Origin of the sequence: Streptomyces sp. NPDC012508 (assembly GCF_042902595.1) — a bacterium.
In the GTDB taxonomy this organism is placed as follows: Bacteria; Actinomycetota; Actinomycetes; order Streptomycetales; family Streptomycetaceae; genus Streptomyces.
On sequence record NZ_JBIBEO010000007.1, the window covers coordinates 395656 to 416411 of the forward strand.

17 protein-coding genes are annotated in these 20756 nt (G+C 71.2%); 13 read left to right on the forward strand and 4 right to left on the reverse strand.

Going from position 1 to position 20756, the window contains the following annotated elements:
- The first annotated feature begins 94 nt into the window (after positions 1-94).
- Positions 95-1528, forward strand: coding sequence for a sugar porter family MFS transporter (locus ACFY8U_RS25380; RefSeq protein ID WP_389573879.1), 1434 nt, complete (start codon positions 95-97; stop codon positions 1526-1528).
- A gap of 48 nt (positions 1529-1576) precedes the next feature.
- Here ACFY8U_RS25380 and ACFY8U_RS25385 read toward each other — a convergent pair whose 3' ends face one another.
- Together ACFY8U_RS25385 and ACFY8U_RS25390 are read right to left on the reverse strand one after the other, a co-directional pair.
- Entirely contained in the window at positions 1577-2554 is a 978-nt protein-coding gene (locus ACFY8U_RS25385) for an LLM class flavin-dependent oxidoreductase (RefSeq protein WP_389573882.1), read from the reverse strand.
- Positions 2555-2612: 58 nt separating this feature from the next.
- Positions 2613-4103, reverse strand: a complete 1491-nt coding sequence (locus ACFY8U_RS25390) for a cytosine permease (protein ID WP_389573885.1) — start codon at positions 4101-4103, stop codon at positions 2613-2615.
- A gap of 85 nt (positions 4104-4188) precedes the next feature.
- Between ACFY8U_RS25390 and ftsY the strand changes: the two genes are divergently transcribed.
- On the forward strand, positions 4189-5415 hold the full coding sequence (gene ftsY, locus ACFY8U_RS25395; RefSeq protein WP_389573888.1) for a signal recognition particle-docking protein FtsY: 1227 nt from the start codon (positions 4189-4191) through the stop codon (positions 5413-5415).
- A gap of 74 nt (positions 5416-5489) precedes the next feature.
- Here ftsY and ACFY8U_RS25400 read toward each other — a convergent pair whose 3' ends face one another.
- Positions 5490-6143: a bifunctional DNA primase/polymerase gene (locus ACFY8U_RS25400; RefSeq protein WP_389573891.1), complete on the reverse strand. Its 654-nt coding sequence runs from the start codon at positions 6141-6143 to the stop codon at positions 5490-5492.
- Positions 6144-6575: 432 nt separating this feature from the next.
- On the opposite strand from ACFY8U_RS25400, the gene ACFY8U_RS25405 reads away from it, so the two are divergent.
- The 6 genes from ACFY8U_RS25405 (at position 6576) to ftsH (ending at position 16495) form a co-directional block, all read left to right on the forward strand.
- Positions 6576-8051: a hypothetical protein gene (locus tag ACFY8U_RS25405; RefSeq protein ID WP_389573894.1), complete on the forward strand. Its 1476-nt coding sequence runs from the start codon at positions 6576-6578 to the stop codon at positions 8049-8051.
- A gap of 402 nt (positions 8052-8453) precedes the next feature.
- On the forward strand, positions 8454-9800 hold the full coding sequence (locus ACFY8U_RS25410) for an ammonium transporter (protein WP_389573896.1): 1347 nt from the start codon (positions 8454-8456) through the stop codon (positions 9798-9800).
- A complete protein-coding gene (locus ACFY8U_RS25415) occupies positions 9797-10135 on the forward strand; it encodes a P-II family nitrogen regulator (protein ID WP_101390346.1) in 339 nt (112 codons plus the stop codon). Before ACFY8U_RS25410 ends, ACFY8U_RS25415 begins: the two co-directional genes overlap by 4 nt.
- A gap of 27 nt (positions 10136-10162) precedes the next feature.
- Entirely contained in the window at positions 10163-12613 is a 2451-nt protein-coding gene (locus ACFY8U_RS25420; RefSeq protein WP_389573899.1) for a [protein-PII] uridylyltransferase, read from the forward strand.
- Between the two features lie 233 nt (positions 12614-12846).
- Positions 12847-14400: a signal recognition particle protein gene (gene ffh / locus ACFY8U_RS25425; RefSeq protein ID WP_361434490.1), complete on the forward strand. Its 1554-nt coding sequence runs from the start codon at positions 12847-12849 to the stop codon at positions 14398-14400.
- 169 nt (positions 14401-14569) lie between these two features.
- Positions 14570-16495 (forward strand): ATP-dependent zinc metalloprotease FtsH, encoded by a 1926-nt coding sequence (ftsH, locus tag ACFY8U_RS25430; RefSeq protein WP_389573903.1) that lies wholly within the window; start codon positions 14570-14572, stop codon positions 16493-16495.
- A gap of 175 nt (positions 16496-16670) precedes the next feature.
- Here the strand turns inward: ftsH and ACFY8U_RS25435 are convergent, their stop codons facing one another.
- Entirely contained in the window at positions 16671-17429 is a 759-nt protein-coding gene (locus ACFY8U_RS25435) for a class I SAM-dependent methyltransferase (RefSeq protein ID WP_389573906.1), read from the reverse strand.
- A gap of 380 nt (positions 17430-17809) precedes the next feature.
- On the opposite strand from ACFY8U_RS25435, the gene ACFY8U_RS25440 reads away from it, so the two are divergent.
- From ACFY8U_RS25440 to trmD, 5 genes are all read left to right on the forward strand, one after another.
- Positions 17810-18403: a hypothetical protein gene (locus tag ACFY8U_RS25440; RefSeq protein ID WP_352190305.1), complete on the forward strand. Its 594-nt coding sequence runs from the start codon at positions 17810-17812 to the stop codon at positions 18401-18403.
- Between the two features lie 179 nt (positions 18404-18582).
- Complete coding sequence (gene rpsP / locus ACFY8U_RS25445) at positions 18583-19023, forward strand: 30S ribosomal protein S16 (RefSeq protein WP_260227749.1); 441 nt, start codon at positions 18583-18585, stop codon at positions 19021-19023.
- A gap of 2 nt (positions 19024-19025) precedes the next feature.
- Positions 19026-19265 carry an RNA-binding protein gene (locus tag ACFY8U_RS25450; RefSeq protein ID WP_005311361.1) on the forward strand — a complete coding sequence of 80 codons (240 nt, stop codon included), beginning with the start codon at positions 19026-19028 and terminating at the stop codon, positions 19263-19265.
- An 85-nt stretch (positions 19266-19350) separates the two neighbouring features.
- Positions 19351-19932, forward strand: a complete 582-nt coding sequence (rimM, locus tag ACFY8U_RS25455) for a ribosome maturation factor RimM (protein ID WP_389573910.1) — start codon at positions 19351-19353, stop codon at positions 19930-19932.
- Positions 19929-20750 (forward strand): tRNA (guanosine(37)-N1)-methyltransferase TrmD, encoded by an 822-nt coding sequence (trmD, locus tag ACFY8U_RS25460; protein WP_361603680.1) that lies wholly within the window; start codon positions 19929-19931, stop codon positions 20748-20750. Before rimM ends, trmD begins: the two co-directional genes overlap by 4 nt.
- Positions 20751-20756 lie beyond the last annotated feature (6 nt).

Consider the following 20756-nt stretch of genomic DNA (forward strand, 5'->3'; position numbering starts at 1 on the left):
TACCTTCACGTGGTGGGCGGCGTGATGTTGTGCGCCACTTGAAGGGCTCGCCCCCCACGCCCCGGCGACGCTGCCGGAGCCCGTAGGAGTCCATGTGACCAGCCCCGCGCAGGCGCCCACGCCGCCGTCGTCCGAAGGCCGAGCCGCCCACCCGGACCACCTCGGCCACGTCATCTTCATCACGGCGTCCGCCGCGATGGGAGGCTTCCTCTTCGGATACGACAGCTCCGTCATCAACGGCGCCGTCGAGGCCATCCGGGACCGCTACGACATCGGCTCCGGCACGCTGGCGCAAGTCATCGCGATCGCCCTGATCGGCTGCGCCATCGGCGCCGCGACCGCCGGCCGCATGGCCGACAAGATCGGCCGCATCCGCTGCATGCAGATCGCCGCCGTGCTGTTCACCGTCAGCGCCGTCGGCTCGGCCCTGCCCTTCGCCCTGTGGGACCTGGCCTTCTGGCGGATCATCGGCGGCTTCGCCATCGGCATGGCCTCGGTGATCGGCCCGGCCTACATCGCCGAGGTCGCCCCCGCCGCCTACCGCGGCCGCCTCGGCTCCTTCCAGCAGGCCGCGATCGTCATCGGCATCGCCATCTCCCAGCTCGTCAACTACGGCATCCTGCAGCTCGCCGACGGTGACCAGCGCGGCGAGATCGGCGGCCTCGAGGCCTGGCAGTGGATGCTCGGCGTGATGGTCGTCCCCGCCGTGCTCTACGGTCTGCTCTCCTTCGCCATCCCGGAGTCCCCCCGCTTCCTCATCTCCGTCGGCAGGATCGACAAGGCCAAGGAGGTCCTCTCCGAGGTCGAGGGCCGCGGAGTGAACCTGGACCACCGCGTCGCCGAGATCGAGCAGGCCATGCGCCGTGAGCACAAGTCCACCTTCAGGGACCTGCTCGTCGTCGGGAGCCGCTTCAAGCTGCTCCCGATCGTCTGGGTCGGCATCGGACTCTCGGTCTTCCAGCAGCTCGTCGGCATCAACGTCGCGTTCTACTACTCCTCGACGCTCTGGCAGTCGGTCGGCATCGACCCCTCCAGCTCGTTCTTCTACTCGTTCACCACGTCGATCATCAACATCATCGGCACCGTCATCGCGATGGTCCTGGTCGACCGGGTGGGCCGTAAGCCTCTCGCCCTCGTGGGCTCCGTCGGTATGGCGATCGCTCTCGCCTTCGAGGCCTGGGCCTTCTCCGCGGACCTGGTCGACGGCAAGCTGCCCGAGACCCAGGGCGTCGTGGCGCTCGTCGCCGCCCACGTCTTCGTGCTCTTCTTCGCCCTCTCGTGGGGCGTGGTGGTCTGGGTCTTCCTCGGCGAGATGTTCCCCAACCGGATCCGCGCCGCCGCCCTCGGCGTCGCCGCCTCCGCGCAGTGGATCGCCAACTGGGCCATCACGGCCAGCTTCCCGTCCCTCGCGGACTGGAACCTCTCCGGCACGTACATCATCTACACGGTCTTCGCCGTGCTCTCCATCCCCTTCGTGCTCAGGTACGTGAAGGAGACCAAGGGCAAGGCGTTGGAGGAGATGGGCTAATCCCCGCTGCCCCTCTCCTCGCACTCGGAACTGCCCCGGCCCACGGTCCTATGCCGTGAGCCGGGGCAGTACCGCTTCTCCCAGCAGCCGCAGGGACCGCCACCCCTCCTCGAGGGGCATGCCGCCGCACAGCGGATGCAGCACCAGACTCTCCAGCTCGCGCCCGAGCACCACGCACTCGTCCGGCGTGACGATCCGGTAGACCTCCTCGGCCCTCAGCTCCGCCACCGTCGTCGCCGACGAGCGCACCGCCGACCGGATGTCCTTCGACTGCCAGGAGGCGTAGGTGCGTGCCTCGTGCAGAAAGTGCTCCCCGTACAGCCCCCAGGCCCGGTCCGGGTCCTCCGAGACATGCAGCAGCGGGGTCCGCTCGGCCGGCATCATCGTCCAGCCCTCGGTGCCGTGCTCCGCGCACTGCTGCCGGTAGTACGTCTCCAGCTCCGGGAGATGCGCGCTCGGGAAGAGCGGCAGCCCGAGCTGGGCCGCCCGCCGCGCCGCCGCCTTCGAGGAACCGCCGACGAGCAGCAGCGGATGCGGCCGGCTGAGCGGCCGCGGGGTGACCCGTACCGTACGGCCCTGATACGTGAAGGGCTCACCGGACCACGCCTTCAGCAGGGTCTCCAGGAGCAGGTCCTGGAGCTTGCCGCGGCGGCCCCAGTCGACCCCGCGCTCCTCGTACTCCTCCGGCCGGTAGCCGATGCCCGCGACCGTCACCAGGCGGCCCCCGCTCAGCAGGTCCAGGACGGCGATCTCCTCGGCGAGCCGCAGCGGGTCGTGCAGGGGGCCGATGATCGCGGAGACGGTGACCGCGATCCTCTTCGTGGCGCCGAACACCGCGCCCGCGAAGGCGAAGGGGGAGGGCAGCCAGTTGTTGGCGGCGCCGTGGTGCTCCTCGGTCTGGACGGTGTCGACGCCGCGCTCGTCGGCGTAGGCGGCCATGGCGAGGGCGGCGCGATAGCGCTCCGAGAGGGACTCGGGGGTCGCGTGCGGATCGACGAGGTTGAACCGTACGACTGTGAAGGGCATGGGAAGTCCCCCTCCGCGCGTGGGATGCCGGCGAAGGGGGACGGTATCTGACGTCGCGTCAGATGGAAACAGTCGTGGGAGCGGTCTCCGAGACCGTCTCGCGGCCGGCCTCTCGGGCCTCGGCCGCATCCACGGCCTCCGACGGCCCGGCCGTCCGGGGGAGTACGGCGTACAGCACACCCGCGAGCACGATCGTGGCCGCCCAGCCGAGCCCGTTCTCGCCGATCCAGGACGAGGCGAGCGGACCGGAGAACCAGTCGACCTTGGTGAACAGCAGACCGCTCACCAGCGCCACCGCCCACGCCGTCATGGCCTGCCAGGCGAAGCCGCCCCGGTACCAGTACGCGCTGGTCCGTGTGGTGTCCATCAGCGCCTCGCCGTCGTAGGACCGCCGACGCAGCATGTCGACGCCGAAGACGCCGATCCACGCCGAGAAGGCCACCGCGAGCAGCGTCAGGAACGAGATGAAGGAGCCGATGAAGCTGGTCGCCACCACCATGAGCAGAAAGCCGAAGACCAGGCTGATCACGGCGTTCACGCTCACCGCCGCCGCGCGGGAGACCTTGATGCCGAGCGTCTGCGCGGTGAACCCGGCCGAGTACATCGACATCGAGTTGATCAGCAGCATCCCGATCAGCGCGATCAGCAGGTACGGCACGGCGATCCAGGCCGGCAGGAGCTCACCGATGAACGACACCGGGTCCTGCGCCGAGGCAAGCCCGGGGGTGGCCACCGCCATCACCGCGCCCATCAGGACCATCGGCAGCACGACGATCCCCGCGCCGCCGATCGTGGAGCCGACCATCGCCTTCGAGGAGGCCGTACGCGGCAGGTAGCGGGTGAAGTCCGGGCCGGAGGGCACCCAGCTGATGCCGCCCGCCGCGATGGTGCCGATGCCTGCGATCATCATCGCCGTCGAACCGGCCGGCTTGTCGAAGACCGCGGACCACTCCGTGTCGGCGACGAGATAGACCAGCACGAGCACCGAGAAGGCGCCGAAGAGATACGTCGACCACGTGCTGCACACCCGCAGGGCGTTGATGCCCAGCCCGGACACGAGGAACGTGCAGGCGACGAAGAGCAGCAGGGTGACGATGATCAGCGCGGTGTTCGACTTGATCCCGAAGAGCAGGTCGAGCACGGTCAGGACGGCGTAGGCGCCGGTGACCGCGTTGATCGTCTCCCAGCCCCAGCGGGCGATCCAGATCAGCGAACCGGGGAAGAGATTGCCGCGCTGACCGAAGACGGCCCGCGACAGGGCCATGCCGGGGGAGCCGCCGCGCTTTCCGGCGATCGAGATCAGGCCGACGATCCCGTACGAGAGGACCGGCGCCGCCGTCGCGACGACGAGCACCTGCCAGAAGTTCAGACCGTTGAAGACGATCAGGCCCGCGCCCATCGTGAGCAAGAGCACACTGATGTTGGCGGCGACCCAGGTCGGAAACAGCTCGCGGACGCGGCCGGTGCGCTCGGCGTCGGGGACGGGTTCGAGACCTCGGGTCTCGACCGCGCCTTCGCTGTCGGCGGTGGCTTCGGCGGCAGAGGGCATGGGGGTACTCCGTGCGGGGTGTGGGGGACCCACACAGGGTACGTGCTCCTCCTACGGCCCGGTCGTGGCCGATACTGGAGCCGTTATGGAACTCATTCTTGCTGTAGTCATCGCCCTGGTCGTCGCCGTCGCCGTGACCAGCGGGCTCGTGATCAGCGGCCGCAAGAAGAAGCAGCTGCCGCCGCCCGAGGCGCCGTCCACCACGCCGACCATCACCGCTCCGCCCGCCGAGCCGCACGTCGGCGAGGAGGCGGAGACACCACGGGAAGAACCACGCCGCACGATCGAGGAGGTCGACCTCCCGACCGCGGAGGAGGCCGTCGAGGTCCCCGCCGCCGTCGAGGACCCGGTCGTCGCCGAGGCGCCCGCGCCCGCCATCGAGGTGCCCGAGCCGACCGCGGGCCGTCTCGTACGGCTCCGGGCGCGCCTCGCCCGCTCGCAGAACTCCCTCGGCAAGGGGCTGCTCACGCTGCTGTCGCGTGACAACCTCGACGAGGACACCTGGGAGGAGATCGAGGAGACCCTGCTCACCGCCGACGTCGGCGTCGCCCCCACCCAGGAGCTCGTCGAGCGGCTCCGCGAGCGCGTCCGGGTCCTCGGCACGCGTACGCCGGAGGAGCTGCGCGGCCTGCTGCGCGAGGAGCTCATCGCCCTCCTCGGCCCCGATTTCGACCGCTCCGTGAAGACCGAGAGCGACCCGGGCACCCCGGGCGTCGTCATGGTCGTCGGTGTCAACGGCACCGGCAAGACCACCACCACGGGCAAGCTGGCCCGTGTCCTGGTCGCCGACGGCCGCTCCGTCGTCCTCGGCGCCGCGGACACCTTCCGGGCCGCCGCCGCGGACCAGCTCCAGACCTGGGGCGAGCGGGTCGGCGCGCGCACCGTGCGCGGACCCGAGGGCGGCGACCCCGCGTCGATCGCCTTCGACGCGGTCAAGGAGGGCATCGCCGAGGGCGCCGACGTCGTCCTCATCGACACGGCCGGCCGCCTGCACACCAAGACCGGCCTCATGGACGAGCTGGGCAAGGTGAAGCGCGTCGTCGAGAAGCACGGCCCGCTGGACGAGGTCCTGCTGGTCCTCGACGCCACGACCGGTCAGAACGGCCTGGTCCAGGCGCGCGTCTTCGCCGAGGTCGTCGACATCACGGGCATCGTGCTCACCAAGCTCGACGGCACGGCCAAGGGCGGCATCGTCGTCGCCGTCCAGCGCGAGCTGGGCGTCCCGGTCAAGCTGATCGGCCTGGGCGAGGGCCCGGACGATCTGGCCCCCTTCGACCCGGCCGCCTTCGTCGACGCCCTGATCGGCGACTGAGGCGCATCCGCACATGCGATGGGCCCCGCCGGTCTCGGCGGGGCCCTTCGCATGTCAGAAGTGCGTGCGCTGCGTCAGAAGTGCGTGCGATGGCAGATGTACGCCAGAGTCCCCAGAAGCAGCCGCGCCTCGGGCGGCGCGCCCGCCGTGTCCAGCGTCGGCGGCCGCAGCCAGCGGACCGGCCCCAGGCCCCCGAGGTCCGACGGCGGCGCCGTCACGTGGTCGCCCGGCCCCAGGCCCCGCAGATCCAGGTCCGCGTCGTCCCAGCCCATCCGGTACAGCAGCTGGGGCAGCCCCGCCGCCGCCCCCGGCGCCACGAAGAACTGCGCCCGCCCCGTCGGCGTCGCGCACACCGGCCCGAGCGGCAGGCCCATGCGCTCCAGGCGGACCAGCGCCCGCCGGCCCGCGGGCTCGGCGACCTCGATCACGTCGAAGGACCGGCCCACCGGCAGCAGCAGCGCGGCGCCCGGGTACTCGGACCACGCCTTCGTCGCGTCGTCCAGACCCGCGCCCGCCGGAACCGGCGCGCCGAACGAGAGCGGATGCGCGCCCGGAGCCGTACAGGACGTGTCCCCGCAGGAGCACTGGCCGGAGACGGCCCGCGCGCCGGGAACCACGTCCCAGCCCCACAGCCCGGTGTACTCGGCCACCGCTGTGCACTCAGTGGTGCGGACGCGGCGGCGTGAGCCGGACCGCATCTCACGAATGCCGCCGATCGTGAAGCCCATGCCCCCTCCAACGGGTCTGACGCGCCGGTGGTTACGACCCGGAGCCCCACTGTCACGCTCCGTCGCCCGGGGTGGCGCTCGGTCGTGGGCGAGGTGGTGCGTACCGTGGCGCGCGCCTCCCTGCGCAACGGTCCGCCGACCCTGGTTCGTCGCATGTCAAGTGAATCGTGTTCAGCGGCAGGCGAGTTCATTCGAAGGGGTGGCGAATGGTGGCGTTTCTTGAATCCGGCTCGCGGGACGGGTGATCGTAGGATTACTTTCGGTGCTCGAACCCCGGAGTTTCTTGCGCGCGTGGGTATGCCGGAGGCAACCCGGTTTCCTGTTCGAAGGAGTCGAAGCTCCGGACGGACGCCGCAAGACACGGCATTCTGTTAGGGGTTCGCGCAACAGAGTTTCGCGTGACGCAGTCTCGACGTGGATGGGGGCGTTCCAGTGGGCGGCAACGGCGCAGACGGTACGACTGCCGGCAAGCGCCCGAACGAGCAGCTCAGCTCGTGGTTCGTGCGGAGCGGCTGGTCGAAGGGTGAACTGGCGCGCCAAGTGAACCGCAGGGCACGCCAGATGGGCGCGCACCACATCTCCACGGACACCTCGCGCGTCCGTCGCTGGCTGGACGGCGAGCAGCCCCGCGAGCCCATCCCGCGGATCCTCTCGGAACTGTTCTCCGAGCGGTTCGGCTCGGTCGTGGCCGTCGAGGACCTCGGGCTGCGCGCGGCCCACCAGGCGCCGTCCGTCTCCGGGGTCGACCTGCCCTGGGCGGGCCCCCAGACCGTCGCCCTGCTCAGCGAGTTCTCCCGCAGCGACCTGATGCTCGCCCGGCGCGGCTTCCTCGGCACCTCCCTCGCGCTCGCCGCCGGACCCTCCCTCATCGAGCCCATGCAGCGCTGGCTCGTCCCCACCCCGGCCGGCGAGCCCGCCGCGCCCGAGCCGGTCACCGGCGGTCACCGCCCGGGCAAGCTCTCCCCGATCGAGCTCGACCTGCTCGAATCCACCACGGCGATGTTCCGCCAGTGGGACGCCCAGTGCGGCGGCGGGCTGCGCCGCAAGGCGGTCGTCGGCCAGCTCCACGAGGTCACCGACCTGCTCCAGGAGCCCCAGCCCGCCGCCACCGCGCAGCGCCTCTTCACCTGCGCCGCCGAACTGGCCGAACTGGCCGGCTGGATGAGCTACGACGTCGGCCTGCAGCCCACCGCGCAGAAGTACTTCGTCCTCGCCCTGCACGCCGCGAAGGAGGCCGGGGACAAGCCGCTCGGCTCGTACATCCTCTCCTCCATGAGCCGCCAGATGATCCACCTCGGCCGGCCGGACGACGCCCTCGAACTCATCCACCTCGCCCAGTACGGCAGTCGCGACTGCGCCACCCCGCGCACCCAGGCCATGCTGTATGCGATGGAGGCCCGCGCCTACGCCAACATGGGCCAGCCCTCCAAGTGCAAGCGGGCCGTGCGGATGGCCGAGGACACCTTCGCCGACGTCGGCCTCGACGGCGAGCCCGAGCCCGACTGGATCCGCTTCTTCTCCGAGGCGGAGCTCAACGGCGAGAACTCGCACTCCTACCGGGACCTGGCCTATGTCGCCGGGCGCTCCCCGACGTACGCCTCGCTCGCCGAGCCCGTCATGGAGCGGGCCGTCAACCTCTTCGAGAAGGACCCCGAGCACCAGCGTTCGTACGCACTCAACCTGATCGGCATGGCCACCGTGCACCTCCTCAAGCGCGAGCCCGAGCAGTCCGCCTCGCTGGTCGAGAAGGCGCTCGGCGTCGCCAAGAGCGTCCGCTCCGAGCGGGTCAACACCCGGCTGCGCAAGACCGTCGACACCGCCGCCCGCGACTTCCGCGACGTCGCCGAGGTCGTCCAGCTCACCGACCGGCTCACCGCCCTGCTGCCCGAGACCGCCGAGGCGGTCTGAGCACCCGGCCCCTTCACACTCCGGCCGCGACAGCGTTCCCGTACTGACCGACTCGGCTCCCCCGCCGCCAGGACAACCGGGACCTGTCGCGGCCGGTCCGCCCTTGTGGCCGAACCCATGCCTCCGTCCGGGGCACCCCACGCGCGGCTGTCGTCGATCACCGTCGTGGTCGCTCGTTCAATGGTCGAGGTCCCGGGATGGTACGCGCGTTACAAGTCCGTGACTTCGCCGTTCACAGTCGCGTAACACGTCCCCACCCTTCGTCACTGCGGCGAAACATCGTGCGGCATCGACGGAAACCGCGCTGCGCGAATCTCTGGCGCATAACCGGCCACCCCTCACGGCCAAGCCGCTCTCCGGCCCCGCCCCCGCACAGGCCGTACCGACGACGAGGAGACGCCGATGGCACCAGCCATCACGACCCTGGCCGCAGACGCCCCCGAGCTGTCTGCCGCCAACACCGGGTTCATGCTCATCTGCTCCGCCCTGGTCATGCTGATGACCCCGGCACTCGCCTTCTTCTACGGAGGCATGGTCCGCGTCAAGTCCACCCTGAACATGCTGATGATGAGCTTCATCAGCCTCGGGATCGTCACGATCCTCTGGGTGCTCTACGGCTTCAGCCTCGCCTTCGGCACCGACTCCGGATCGCTCATCGGCTGGTCCTCCGAGTACGTCGGCCTCAGCGGCATCGGCGTCACCGAGCTGTGGGACGGCTACACCATCCCGGTGTACGTCTTCGCCGTCTTCCAGCTGATGTTCGCCATCCTCACCCCGGCCCTGATCAGCGGCGCCCTCGCCGACCGCGTGAAGTTCACCGCCTGGGCCCTCTTCATCGCCCTCTGGGTCACCGTCGTCTACTTCCCCGTCGCCCACTGGGTCTGGGGCGCGGGCGGCTGGCTCTTCGAGATGGGCGTCATCGACTTCGCCGGCGGCACGGCGGTCCACATCAACGCCGGTGCCGCGGCCCTCGGCGTGATCCTGGTCATCGGCAAGCGCGTCGGCTTCAAGAAGGACCCGATGCGCCCGCACAGCCTCCCGCTGGTCATGCTCGGCGCCGGTCTGCTCTGGTTCGGCTGGTTCGGCTTCAACGCCGGCTCGTGGCTCGGCAACGACGACGGCGTCGGCGCGGTGATGTTCGTCAACACCCAGGTCGCCACCGCCGCCGCCATGCTCGCCTGGCTGCTCTACGAGAAGATCCGCCACGGCTCCTTCACCACCCTCGGTGCCGCCTCCGGCGCCGTCGCCGGCCTCGTCGCCATCACCCCCTCGGGCGGCTCCTGCTCCCCGCTCGGCGCGATCGCCATCGGCGCCATCGCCGGTCTGCTCTGCGCCATGGCCGTCGGCCTGAAGTACAAGTTCGGCTACGACGACTCCCTCGACGTCATCGGTGTCCACCTCGTCGGCGGTGTCATCGGCTCCCTGCTCGTCGGCTTCTTCGCCACCGGCGGCGTCCAGTCCGACGCCAAGGGCCTCTTCTACGGCGGCGGCCTCGAGCAGCTCGGCAAGCAGGCCGTGGGAGTCTTCGCGGTCCTCGCCTACTCTCTGATCGCCTCCGCGATCCTCGCGCTGATCATCGACAAGACGATGGGCATGCGGGTCAGCGAGGACGTCGAGGTCTCCGGCATCGACCAGGTCGAGCACGCCGAGACCGCGTACGACTTCAGCGGAGCCGGCGGCGGCGCCTCCTCGCGCTCCACCGCCGCGCCCGCCCCGGCAGCTACGGAGACCAAGAAGGTGGACGCATGAAGCTCATCACCGCAGTCGTGAAGCCGCACCGGCTGGACGAGATCAAGGAGGCCCTCCAGGCCTTCGGAGTCCAGGGCCTCACGGTCACCGAGGCCAGCGGATACGGCCGCCAGCGCGGCCACACCGAGGTCTACCGCGGTGCCGAGTACACCGTCGACCTCGTCCCCAAGATCCGTATCGAGGTCCTCGTCGAGGACGACGACGCCGAACAGCTCATCGACGTCGTGGTCAAGGCGGCCCGAACCGGCAAGATCGGTGACGGCAAGGTGTGGAGCGTGCCGGTCGAGACCGCCGTACGGGTCCGCACCGGCGAACGCGGCCCGGACGCACTGTAAGCACGGAGCACGATAAGGAGCTGCTGGGTGACGAGCGTCGACACGAGCACACGAGCGGAAGACTCGGGACCCAGCGGCTACGCGGCGGCCCGGCTGCGCCTTCTCACCGAGAAGGCGCGGTCCGGGCCGCCGCGCCGTGCCGCCCTGGCCCGGCTCACCGACGACTGGCTGACCGGACTGTTCACCGCCGCCCAGCCGCCACGAGGGGTGGCGCTCGTCGCCGTCGGCGGCTACGGGCGCGGTGAACTCTCCCCGCGCAGCGATCTCGACCTGCTCCTGCTGCACGACGGCACCGTCGACGCGGGCGCCGTCGCCACACTCGCCGACCGGATCTGGTACCCGGTCTGGGACCTGGGCCTGGCCCTGGACCACTCCGTCCGCACCCCCGCCGAGGCGCGCAGGACCGCGGGGGACGACCTCAAGGTCCAGCTCGGGCTCCTCGACGCCCGGCCGGTCGCCGGCGACCTCGGACTCGTCGCCGGACTGCGCACCGCCGTCCTCGCCGACTGGCGCAACCAGGCGCCCGAACGGCTGCCGGAGCTGGACGCGCTCTGCCGCGAGCGCGCCGAGCGGATGGGGGAGCTGCAGTTCCTCCTCGAACCCGATCTGAAGGAGGCCAGGGGAGGGCTGCGTGACGCCCAGGTGCTGCGCGCCGTCGCCGCCTCCTGGCTGGCCGACGCCCCGCGCGAAGGCCTGGACGAGGCCCGCCGCCGCCTCCTGGACGCCCGCGACGCCCTCCACCTGGCCACCGGACGGGCCACCGACCGGCTCGCCCTCCAGGAACAGGACGCCGTCGCCGACGAGCTCGGCCTCCTCGACGCCGACACCCTGCTCCGCGAGGTGTACGAAGCGGCCCGGGTCATCTCGTACGCCACGGACGTCACCTGGCGCGAGGTCAACCGGGTCCTGAAGGCCCGCTCGTCCCGCCCCCGGTTCCGTGGCCTCCTGGGCGGCCGGTCGGGCGCCGGAAGGCCGCCCGTCGAACGCACCCCGCTCGCCGAAGGCGTCGTCGAGATGGACGGCGAGGTCGTCCTCGCCCTCAGCGCCAGACCCGAACGCGACCCCGTGCTGCCGCTGCGCGCCGCCGCCGCGGCCGCCCAGTCCGGACTCCCGCTCTCCCTGCACGCCGTACGCCGCCTGGCGGCCGCCGCCAAGCCGCTGCCGGTGCCCTGGCCCGCGGAGGCGCGCGAGGAGCTGGTCACCCTGCTCGGCGCGGGGGAGCCCACCGTGCCCGTCTGGGAGGCGCTGGAGGCCGAAGGCCTCGTCACCCGGCTCCTCCCCGACTGGGAGCGCGTCCGCTGCCGCCCGCAGCGCAACCCCGTCCACACCTGGACCGTCGACCGGCACCTCGTCGAGACCGCCGTACGGGCCTCCTCGCTGACCCGCCGCGTCGGCCGCCCCGACCTGCTGCTCGTCGCCGCGCTCCTGCACGACATCGGCAAGGGCTGGCCCGGAGACCACTCCGTGGCCGGGGAGACCATCGCCCGCGACCTCGCGACCCGGATCGGCTTCGACCGGGCCGACGTGGCCGTCGTCGCCACCGTCGTACGGCACCATCTGCTGCTCGTCGAGACCGCGACCCGGCGCGACCTCGACGACCCCGCCACCGTCGAGGCCGTCGCGGCCGCCGTCGGCACCGCCGGGGCCCTGGAACTGCTGCACGCCCTCACCGAGGCCGACGCGCTGGCCACCGGCCCGGCCGCCTGGTCCACCTGGCGCGCCTCCCTCGTCGCCGACCTCGTCAAACGGGTCGGGGCCGTCCTCGCCGGCGAGCCCGTGGCCGAACCCGAGCCCGCCGCGACCAGCGCCGAGCAGGAACGCCTCGCCATCGAGGCGCTGCGGACCGGAGAGCCGGCCCTCGCCCTGCACACCCATCCGGAGACCGCCCCCGAGGACGGCGAACCGGAACCCGTCGGCGTCGAACTCCTCATCGCCCTGCCCGACCAGCCCGGCGTCCTGCCCGCCGCCGCCGGCGTGCTCGCACTGCACCGCCTGACCGTACGGGCCGCCGACCTGCGCGCCGTCGAGCTCCCCACCGCGCTCGGCCCAGGAGCCGTCCTCGTTCTGAACTGGCGCGTCGCCGCCGAATACGGCTCCCTGCCCCAGGCCACCCGGCTCCGCGCCGATCTCGTACGGGCCCTGGACGGCAGCCTCGACATCCCCGCCCGGCTCGCCGAACGCGACGCCGCCTACCCCCGGCGGCGCGGTGTCACCGCCCCGCCGCCCCGCGTCACGGTCGCCGCCGCCGACTCCCGGCTCGCCACCGTCATCGAGGTCCGCGCCCAGGACGCCCCCGGCCTGCTCCACCGCATCGGCCGGGCGCTGGAGGGCGCCGACGTCCGGGTCAGGAGCGCCCATGTCTCGACGCTGGGCGCGAACGCCGTCGACACGCTGTACGTGACCCGCCCCGACGGCTCCCTCCTGGCGGAGGAGGAGGCCGCGGACGTGGCCCAGACGCTGGAGAAGGCGCTGCGCTGACCCGTGACGTGGAGGCGCGCCGGTCGTTGAGCACGACGTGCTCCCTGTGGGCGCGAGGTGGTGATCCGCAGGTCAGGGGCCGGTCGGCGGGTGCCGGAGGCCGCCTCCCCGTACGAGCGGGACCGCGCCTCCGCCGGCCGGATTCGGCAGGCGGGGGCACGTCCTTCGAGCGGCCAGATACCCTTGAGGGCAATCCGTCCGCCCGCCCCCGACACCGAGGATCCGCGACCACCGTGTTCGATACCCTCTCCGACCGCCTTGCAGCGACATTCAAGAACCTCCGGGGCAAGGGCCGCCTGTCCGAGGCGGACATCGACGCCACCGCGCGCGAGATCCGGATCGCCCTGCTCGAGGCGGACGTCGCCCTGCCCGTCGTCCGGGCGTTCATCAAGCAGGTCAAGGAGCGGGCCACCGGCGCCGAGGTCTCCCAGGCGCTGAACCCCGCCCAGCAGGTCATCAAGATCGTCAACGAGGAGCTCATCGGCATCCTCGGCGGCGAGACCCGGCGGCTGCGCTTCGCCAAGACCGCGCCCACCGTGATCATGCTCGCCGGTCTCCAGGGTGCCGGTAAGACCACTCTCGCCGGAAAGCTCGGTCTCTGGCTCAAGGGCCAGGGCCACTCCCCGCTGCTCGTCGCCTGTGACCTCCAGCGCCCCAACGCCGTCACCCAGCTCGGTGTCGTCGCCGAGCGCGCGGGTGTGGCGTTCTACGGCCCGCAGCCGGGCAACGGCGTCGGTGACCCGGTCCAGGTCGCGAAGGACTCGATCGAGTACGCGCGGTCCAAGATGTACGACGTCGTCATCGTCGACACCGCCGGCCGCCTCGGCATCGACCAGGAGCTGATGCAGCAGGCCGCGGACATCCGCGACGCCGTCAGCCCCGACGAGGTCCTCTTCGTCGTCGACGCCATGATCGGTCAGGACGCCGTCAACACCGCCGAGGCCTTCCGCGACGGCGTCGGCTTCGACGGTGTCGTGCTCTCCAAGCTCGACGGCGACGCCCGAGGCGGTGCCGCGCTCTCCATCGCGCACGTCACCGGCCGCCAGATCATGTTCGCCTCCAACGGCGAGAAGCTGGACGAGTTCGACGCGTTCCACCCGGACCGCATGGCGTCCCGCATCCTCGGCATGGGCGACATGCTCTCGCTCATCGAGAAGGCCGAGCAGACCTTCAGCCAGGAAGAGGCCGCCAAGATGGCCTCCAAGCTGGCGTCCAAGAAGGGCCAGGAGTTCACGCTCGACGACTTCCTCGCCCAGATGGAACAGGTCCGCAAGATGGGCTCCATCTCCAAGCTGCTCGGGATGCTCCCCGGCATGGCACAGATGAAGGAGCAGATCAACAACATCGACGAGCGCGACGTCGACCGCACGGCCGCGATCATCAAGTCGATGACCCCGGGCGAGCGCCACGACCCGACCATCATCAACGGCTCGCGCCGCGCCCGTATCGCCAAGGGTTCCGGCGTCGAGGTCAGCGCGGTCAAGGGGCTCGTCGAGCGCTTCTTCGAAGCCCGCAAGATGATGTCCCGCATGGCCCAGGGCGGTGGCATGCCGGGAATGCCCGGGATGCCGGGCATGGGCGGCGGCCCCGGCCGGCAGAAGAAGCAGGTCAAGCAGGCCAAGGGCAAGCGCAAGAGCGGCAACCCGATGAAGCGCAAGGCCGAGGAGGAGGCCGCCCAGGCCCGCCGCGAGCAGGCGCAGCAGGGTGGCGCCTTCGGCCTCCCGGCCGCCGGACAGGGGCCGGGCGACTTCGAGCTGCCGGACGAGTTCAAGAAGTTCATGGGCTGAGCAGAGCCGAGCACGGCTGAGCAGGTCTGAGCAGGTTCCTGAAGGGGCCCGGGGCGGTGTGAAACCGCCCCGGGCCCCTTTTCACTCCTTCACCCCGTCTGACATGCCGGAATTGTCCACTCTTCCGATACTGGGGGCCGGGCCCGACCGTCGGTGTGAGGAGAGCAGCGTGCCCAACTCCGTACCTCCGCGCGACCGGACCGACCAGCCCTGGCGCTCGGAAGGGGCCCCGCCGCCCCAGCCGCCGAAGAGGAAGATGCCCGGAGGCTGGGGAGGGCTCATCCTCGCCGCCCTGGTCGTCTTTCTCCTGGCCAACCTCGTGCTGTCGTTCTTCAACCGGGGCGACGAGCCGACGATCTCGTACACCGAGTTCAGTAAACAGGTGAACGCGGGCAACGTCACCAAGATCTACTCCAAGGGCGACGCCATCCAGGGCGAGCTGAAGAACAAACAGCCCCTGCCCAACGGCGACAAGGGCGACTACACCAAGTTCGTCACCCAGCGGCCCGCGTTCGCCGACGACGAGCTCTGGAACGAACTGACCTCGAAGGGCGTCACGGTCACCGCCGAACCCGTCGTCCAGGAGCGCAGCTTCCTCGCCAACCTGCTGATCTCCCTGGCGCCGATGCTGCTGCTCGTCGCGCTGTGGATCTTCATCTCCCGGCGGATGAGCTCCGGGATGGGCGGCGCGGGCGGCATGCTCGGCCGCAAGGCCCCGCCCAAACCCGTCGAGCTCGAACCCGGCACCCGGCGCACCACCTTCGAGGACGTCGCCGGTATCGACGAGGTCGAGGGCGAACTCAACGACGTCGTGGACTTCCTGAAGAACCCCTCCGCCTACCGCGACATGGGCGCCAAGATGCCACGCGGCGTCCTCCTCGCCGGGCCGCCGGGAACCGGCAAGACCCTCCTCGCGCGGGCCGTGGCCGGGGAGGCCGGCGTGCCGTTCTTCTCCGCCTCGGCGTCGGAGTTCATCGAGATGATCGTCGGCGTCGGAGCCTCGCGGGTACGTGAACTCTTCGCCGAGGCCCGCAAAGTGGCCCCGGCGATCATCTTCATCGACGAGATCGACACCATCGGCCGCGCCCGCGGCGGCGGCTCCGGCATGGGCGGCCACGACGAGCGCGAGCAGACCCTCAACCAGATCCTGACCGAGATGGACGGGTTCACCGGCTCCGAGGGCGTCATCGTCCTCGCCGCCACCAACCGCGCCGACGTGCTCGACCCGGCGCTCACCCGGCCCGGCCGCTTCGACCGGATCGTGCACGTCAACCCGCCCGACCGCGGGGGCCGCGAGGCGATCCTCAGGATCCACACCCGGGACATCCCGCTCGCCCCGGACGTCGACCTGGTCCAGGTCGCCCGCACGACCCCCGGGATGACCGGCGCCGAACTCGCCAACCTCGCCAACGAGGCCGCCCTCCTCGCCGTCAAGCGGCAGCAGAAGGAGGTCACCCGGTCCGACCTGTCCGACGCCCTGGAGAAGGTCCAGCTCGGTGCCGAACGGCCGCTGGTGATGCCGGAGGAGGAACGTCGCCGCACGGCGTACCACGAGAGCGGCCACGCACTGCTCGGCATGCTCCAGCCGGGCGCCGACCCGGTCCGCAAGATCACGATCGTGCCGCGCGGCCGGGCCCTCGGCGTCACGCTCTCGACCCCGGACTCCGACAAGTACGCGTACACCGAGGAGTACCTGCGCGGCCGGATCATCGGAGCGCTCGGCGGGATGGCCGCCGAGCAGGTCGTCTTCGGGGTCGTCACCACGGGCGCCGAGAGCGACCTGGAGCAGGTCACCACCATCGCCCGAGGCATGGCCGGCCGCTGGGGCATGAGCGAACGCGTCGGCCGCCTCACGGCCATCCCCGGCGACGCCCAGCAGGCGTACGGGCTCTCGGCGGCCCCCGCGACCCTCGACATGGTCGCCGAGGAGATGCGCCGGATCGTCGACGAGTGTTACGAGAGCGCGGTCCGCCAGCTCCGCGAGAACCGCGACAAGCTCGACGCCCTCGCGACCGCCCTCCTGGCGAACGAGACCCTGGAGGAGGACGCGGCATACCGCGCCGCGGGCATCACGCGCCTGAAGAAGGACTCGTAGGGGCGCTCAGGCGGCCTCGGAGCGGTGCGCGCACGGACACGGTCCACGCACGGGCGTCCGCGCGCGGGCGGCGACGCACGGGCGTCCATCACGGACGGCGTGCGTACGGCGCGCGTACGGACGGTCCACGCGCGCGTGGACCGGGCCCCGGCGCCGACGGCCCTTGGCGCGCGGGCTACGGCACGCGCGCGATCAGATAGCGGAAGACGTTCGGCATCCAGACCGTGCCGTCGTGACGGACATACGGCTGCAGAGCCTCCGTGATCTCCTTCTCGACCTGGTCCGGGTCCGTCGCGCGGATCGCCGCGTCGAAGTCGCCCGTCGAGACCAGGCCCCGCACCGCGCTGTCCGGATCCGCGTACCCGAACGGGCAGGACACCCGCCCCGAGCCGTCCGGCTTGAGACCGGCCCGCGCCACCACGTCCTCCAGGTCGTCACGGAACGCCGGCCGCCAGCCCGTCAGCCGTGCCGCGACCTTCAGCACCGACGACGTCGCGCACCTCTCGGGCGGACCCCAGCCCGCCAGCACAACCGCGGCGCCCGATTGCGCCAGAGGAGTGACGGCGGACAGATCCCGCGCCGACTCCGGCGAGGTGTGGAAGGCCGTGATCACGTCGAACGGAGAGCGCGACGCGCCGCCGACGGCACTCACGTCCGCCGGGCAGCCCTCGACGACCGTGTGCCCCGCACCCTCCGGAATCCGCTCCCTGGCCAGCTCCACGCGCGCGTGGTCCCGGTCCACGCCGGTGACCCGCGAGCCCCGCGAGGCCGCGATCAGCAGCGCGAGGCCCGACCCGCAGCCGAGCCCCAGGACCCGGGAGCCGGGGCCCACCTCGAGCCGGTCGTACACCGCCTCGTAGAGCGGTACGAGCATGCGTTCCTGGATCTCGGCCCAGTCGCGCGCGGGGTGGTGCGGGACGAGCGTAGGTGTCATCGAAAGCGCCCCAATCAGTGCCTGGTCGACAGCCCCCGTGAAGCATGTGCGCGCATCCCCCTGTATGTCAGGGAACTGCCGATCCGTGCTCGCGTCCAGTGCTCGCACCGCACCACTTCCCCTTCGGGGAGGGGGCGGTGCGCCGACTTGACGCCCAGCCCGGTACTGTCCCTGCAGCGACCCCGGGGCGCGTACACCACCTCTACGCGCCGGGGCGTATGCGCCGCTACGCACCACCTTGATGCCGGCTGTGTGACTTCTCCGCAGATCGGCGCACTGACCCTCGTCCGGACGCATCAACGGCAACTGACGGGTACGTGCAAAATATTTGGGATGCCCCGGAATGGAACCCGGGGGCGCATCGGCTCGTTGTACGCGACGTGAGCACGACACCACCTGTTCTCGCCGCAGAGCTGGCACAGGCGTGGGCCGATATTCAGCGGCACCACCCCGAACTGCCGGATCTTGCCGCGCCCGAGTCCCTGATCGGAGAGTCCTCGTCCGCCTGCGGCGCCGAGCTCTCCTTCGAACGGCTGCTCCACGAAGCAGTCCACGGCATCGCCGCCGCCCGAGGTGTCCGTGACACCTCCCGCGCCGGCCGCTACCACAACCGCAGATTCCTGGCGATCGCCGAGGAGATGGGCCTGGACCACCCCGAGGAGCCGCACGCCAGCAGCGGCTTCTCCCTGGTCACGCTCAACCCCGAGGCGAAGCGGCGGTACCGGCCCACGATGGAGCGACTGCAGCGCGCCCTCAAGGCCCACACCGTCGCGACGGCCGCGGACACCAAGCGCTCCTTCCGTGGCCCCGCCGCCCGCCATGGCTCCTCCGGCGGCGGCGTGCGCGTGAAGGCCGTCTGCGACTGCGGCCGCAACGTCCGCGTGGTCCCCTCGGTCCTCGCCCAGGCCCCCATCGTCTGCGGTGGCTGCGGCAAGCCCTTCCGCATCCCGGAATCGGTGGGCGCGGCCGGCTGACCCCTGACCCGGCCGGGTCAGGGGCGCCACGGTCGTGTGGCACAATGGCTAGCTGTACTCGACAGTCGCACAGGACCCCTCTCTCCTCCGGCTGACGCGTCCATCGGGCACCCGAGTACCGCAACCCCACGTGGCATCTCATGTGCCCAACCACGTCAAGACCAGGAGACACCACTCCAGTGGCAGTCAAGATCAAGCTCAAGCGCCTCGGCAAGATTCGCCAGCCGCACTACCGCATCGTCGTCGCCGACTCCCGCACCCGCCGGGACGGTCGTGCGATCGAGGAGATCGGTCTGTACCACCCGACGTACAACCCGTCGAAGATCGAGGTCGACTCGGACCGCGCGCAGTACTGGCTGTCCGTCGGCGCCCAGCCGACCGAGCCGGTCCTCGCCATCCTGAAGCTCACCGGCGACTGGCAGAAGCACAAGGGCCTCCCGGCCCCGGCGCCGCTGCTGCAGCCGGCGACGAAGGAGGACAAGCGCGCTTCCTTCGACGCGTTCGCCAAGACCCTCGAGGGCGACGACGCCAAGGGTGAGGCCATCACCCCGAAGGCGAAGAAGGCCGACAAGAAGGCGGACGAGGCCGAGGCCGCGTCCACCGAGTCGACCGAGGCCTGAGCATGCTCGAGGAGGCTCTCGAGCACCTCGTGAAGGGCATCGTCGACAACCCCGACGATGTGCAGGTCGCCTCGCGCAACCTGCGCCGTGGCCGCGTGCTCGAGGTTCGGGTCCACCCCGACGACCTCGGCAAGGTGATCGGCCGTAACGGCCGGACCGCACGTGCGCTGCGCACCGTCGTGGGCGCCATCGGCGGCCGTGGCATCCGCGTCGACCTCGTCGACGTGGACCAGGTCCGCTGAAGCAAGTTGGACACACCGGCACGGGCCGGGGAGGGCCTTCGGGTCCGCCCCGGCCCGTCGTCGTCGGACAGGAGAGAATGAAGTCGTGCAGCTGGTAGTCGCGCGGGTCGGCCGCGCCCACGGCATCAAGGGCGAGGTCACCGTCGAGGTACGGACGGACGAGCCCGAACTGAGGCTCAGCCCCGGAGCGGTCCTGCTCACCGATCCCGCCTCTGCGGGGCCCCTGACCATCGAGACCGGCCGCGTCCACAGCGGTCGCCTGCTGCTCCGCTTCGAGGGCGTGCGCGACCGGAACGGCGCCGAGGCCCTGCGCAACACCCTGCTCATCGCCGACATCGACCCCGACGAGATGCCGGAGGGCGACGACGAGTACTACGACCACCAGCTCATGGACCTGGACGTCGTGCTCGCCGACGGCACCGAGGTCGGCCGGATCACCGAGATCACCCACCTGCCGTCCCAGGACCTCTTCATCGTCGAGCGGCCCGACGGCACCGAGCTGATGATCCCGTTCGTCGAGGAGATCGTCACCGAGATCGACCTCGAGCAGCAGCGGGCCGTCATCACGCCGCCGCCGGGGCTGATCGACGATCGCGCCGAGATCGCCTCCTCCCGGGACGAGGAGTCCGCCGCGGACAAGCCCGCTGCCGAGGACGACGACGCATGAGGCTCGACGTCGTCACGATCTTCCCCGAGTACCTGGAGCCGCTGAACGTCTCCCTGGTCGGCAAGGCACGCGCGCGTGGACAGCTCGATGTCCACGTCCACGACCTGCGGGAGTGGACCTACGACCGGCACAACACGGTCGACGACACCCCCTACGGCGGCGGCCCCGGCATGGTCATGAAGACCGAGCCCTGGGGCGACGCCCTCGACCAGACCCTCGCCGACGGCTTCGAGGCCGGCGCCCACGGGCCCGTCCTCGTCGTCCCCACGCCCAGCGGACGCCCCTTCACCCAGGAGCTCGCCGTCGAGCTCTCCGCGCGCCCCTGGCTGATCTTCACGCCCGCCCGCTACGAGGGCATCGACCGGCGCGTCATGGACGAGTACGCGACCCGGATGCCGGTCTACGAGGTCTCCATCGGCGACTACGTCCTGGCCGGCGGAGAAGCCGCCGTCCTGGTCGTCACCGAGGCCGTGGCGCGGCTCCTGCCCGGCGTCCTCGGCAACGCCGAGTCCCACCGCGACGACTCCTTCGCCCCCGGCGCCATGGCCAACCTCCTCGAAGGCCCCGTCTACACCAAGCCCCCCGAGTGGCGAGGCCGCGCCATCCCCGACGTACTCCTCAGCGGGCACCACGGGAAGATCGCGCGCTGGCGCCGCGACGAGGCGTTCCGGCGTACGGCGGCCAACCGGCCGGATCTGATCGAGCGCTGCGACCCCGCCGCCTTCGACAAGAAGGACCGCGAGATCCTCTCCATGATGGGCTGGGCCCCTGAGGCCGACGGCCGATTTTGGCGCAGGCCCGGCGCCGTGGAAGAATAGGCCGCT

Excerpts from the sequence above, each read along its gene's own strand:
- ACFY8U_RS25450 (WP_005311361.1), top strand. The coding sequence starts at position 19,026 with ATGCTCGAGGAGGCTCTCGAGCACCTCGTGAAGGGCATCGTCGACAAC.
- ACFY8U_RS25415 (WP_101390346.1), top strand. The coding sequence starts at position 9,797 with ATGAAGCTCATCACCGCAGTCGTGAAGCCGCACCGGCTGGACGAGATC.
- ACFY8U_RS25385 (WP_389573882.1), bottom strand. The coding sequence starts at position 2,554 with ATGCCCTTCACAGTCGTACGGTTCAACCTCGTCGATCCGCACGCGACC.
- ACFY8U_RS25390 (WP_389573885.1), bottom strand. The coding sequence starts at position 4,103 with ATGCCCTCTGCCGCCGAAGCCACCGCCGACAGCGAAGGCGCGGTCGAG.
- ACFY8U_RS25435 (WP_389573906.1), bottom strand. The coding sequence starts at position 17,429 with ATGACACCTACGCTCGTCCCGCACCACCCCGCGCGCGACTGGGCCGAG.
- ACFY8U_RS25410 (WP_389573896.1), top strand. The coding sequence starts at position 8,454 with ATGGCACCAGCCATCACGACCCTGGCCGCAGACGCCCCCGAGCTGTCT.
- trmD (WP_361603680.1), top strand. The coding sequence starts at position 19,929 with ATGAGGCTCGACGTCGTCACGATCTTCCCCGAGTACCTGGAGCCGCTG.
- ftsY (WP_389573888.1), top strand. The coding sequence starts at position 4,189 with ATGGAACTCATTCTTGCTGTAGTCATCGCCCTGGTCGTCGCCGTCGCC.
- ACFY8U_RS25400 (WP_389573891.1), bottom strand. The coding sequence starts at position 6,143 with ATGGGCTTCACGATCGGCGGCATTCGTGAGATGCGGTCCGGCTCACGC.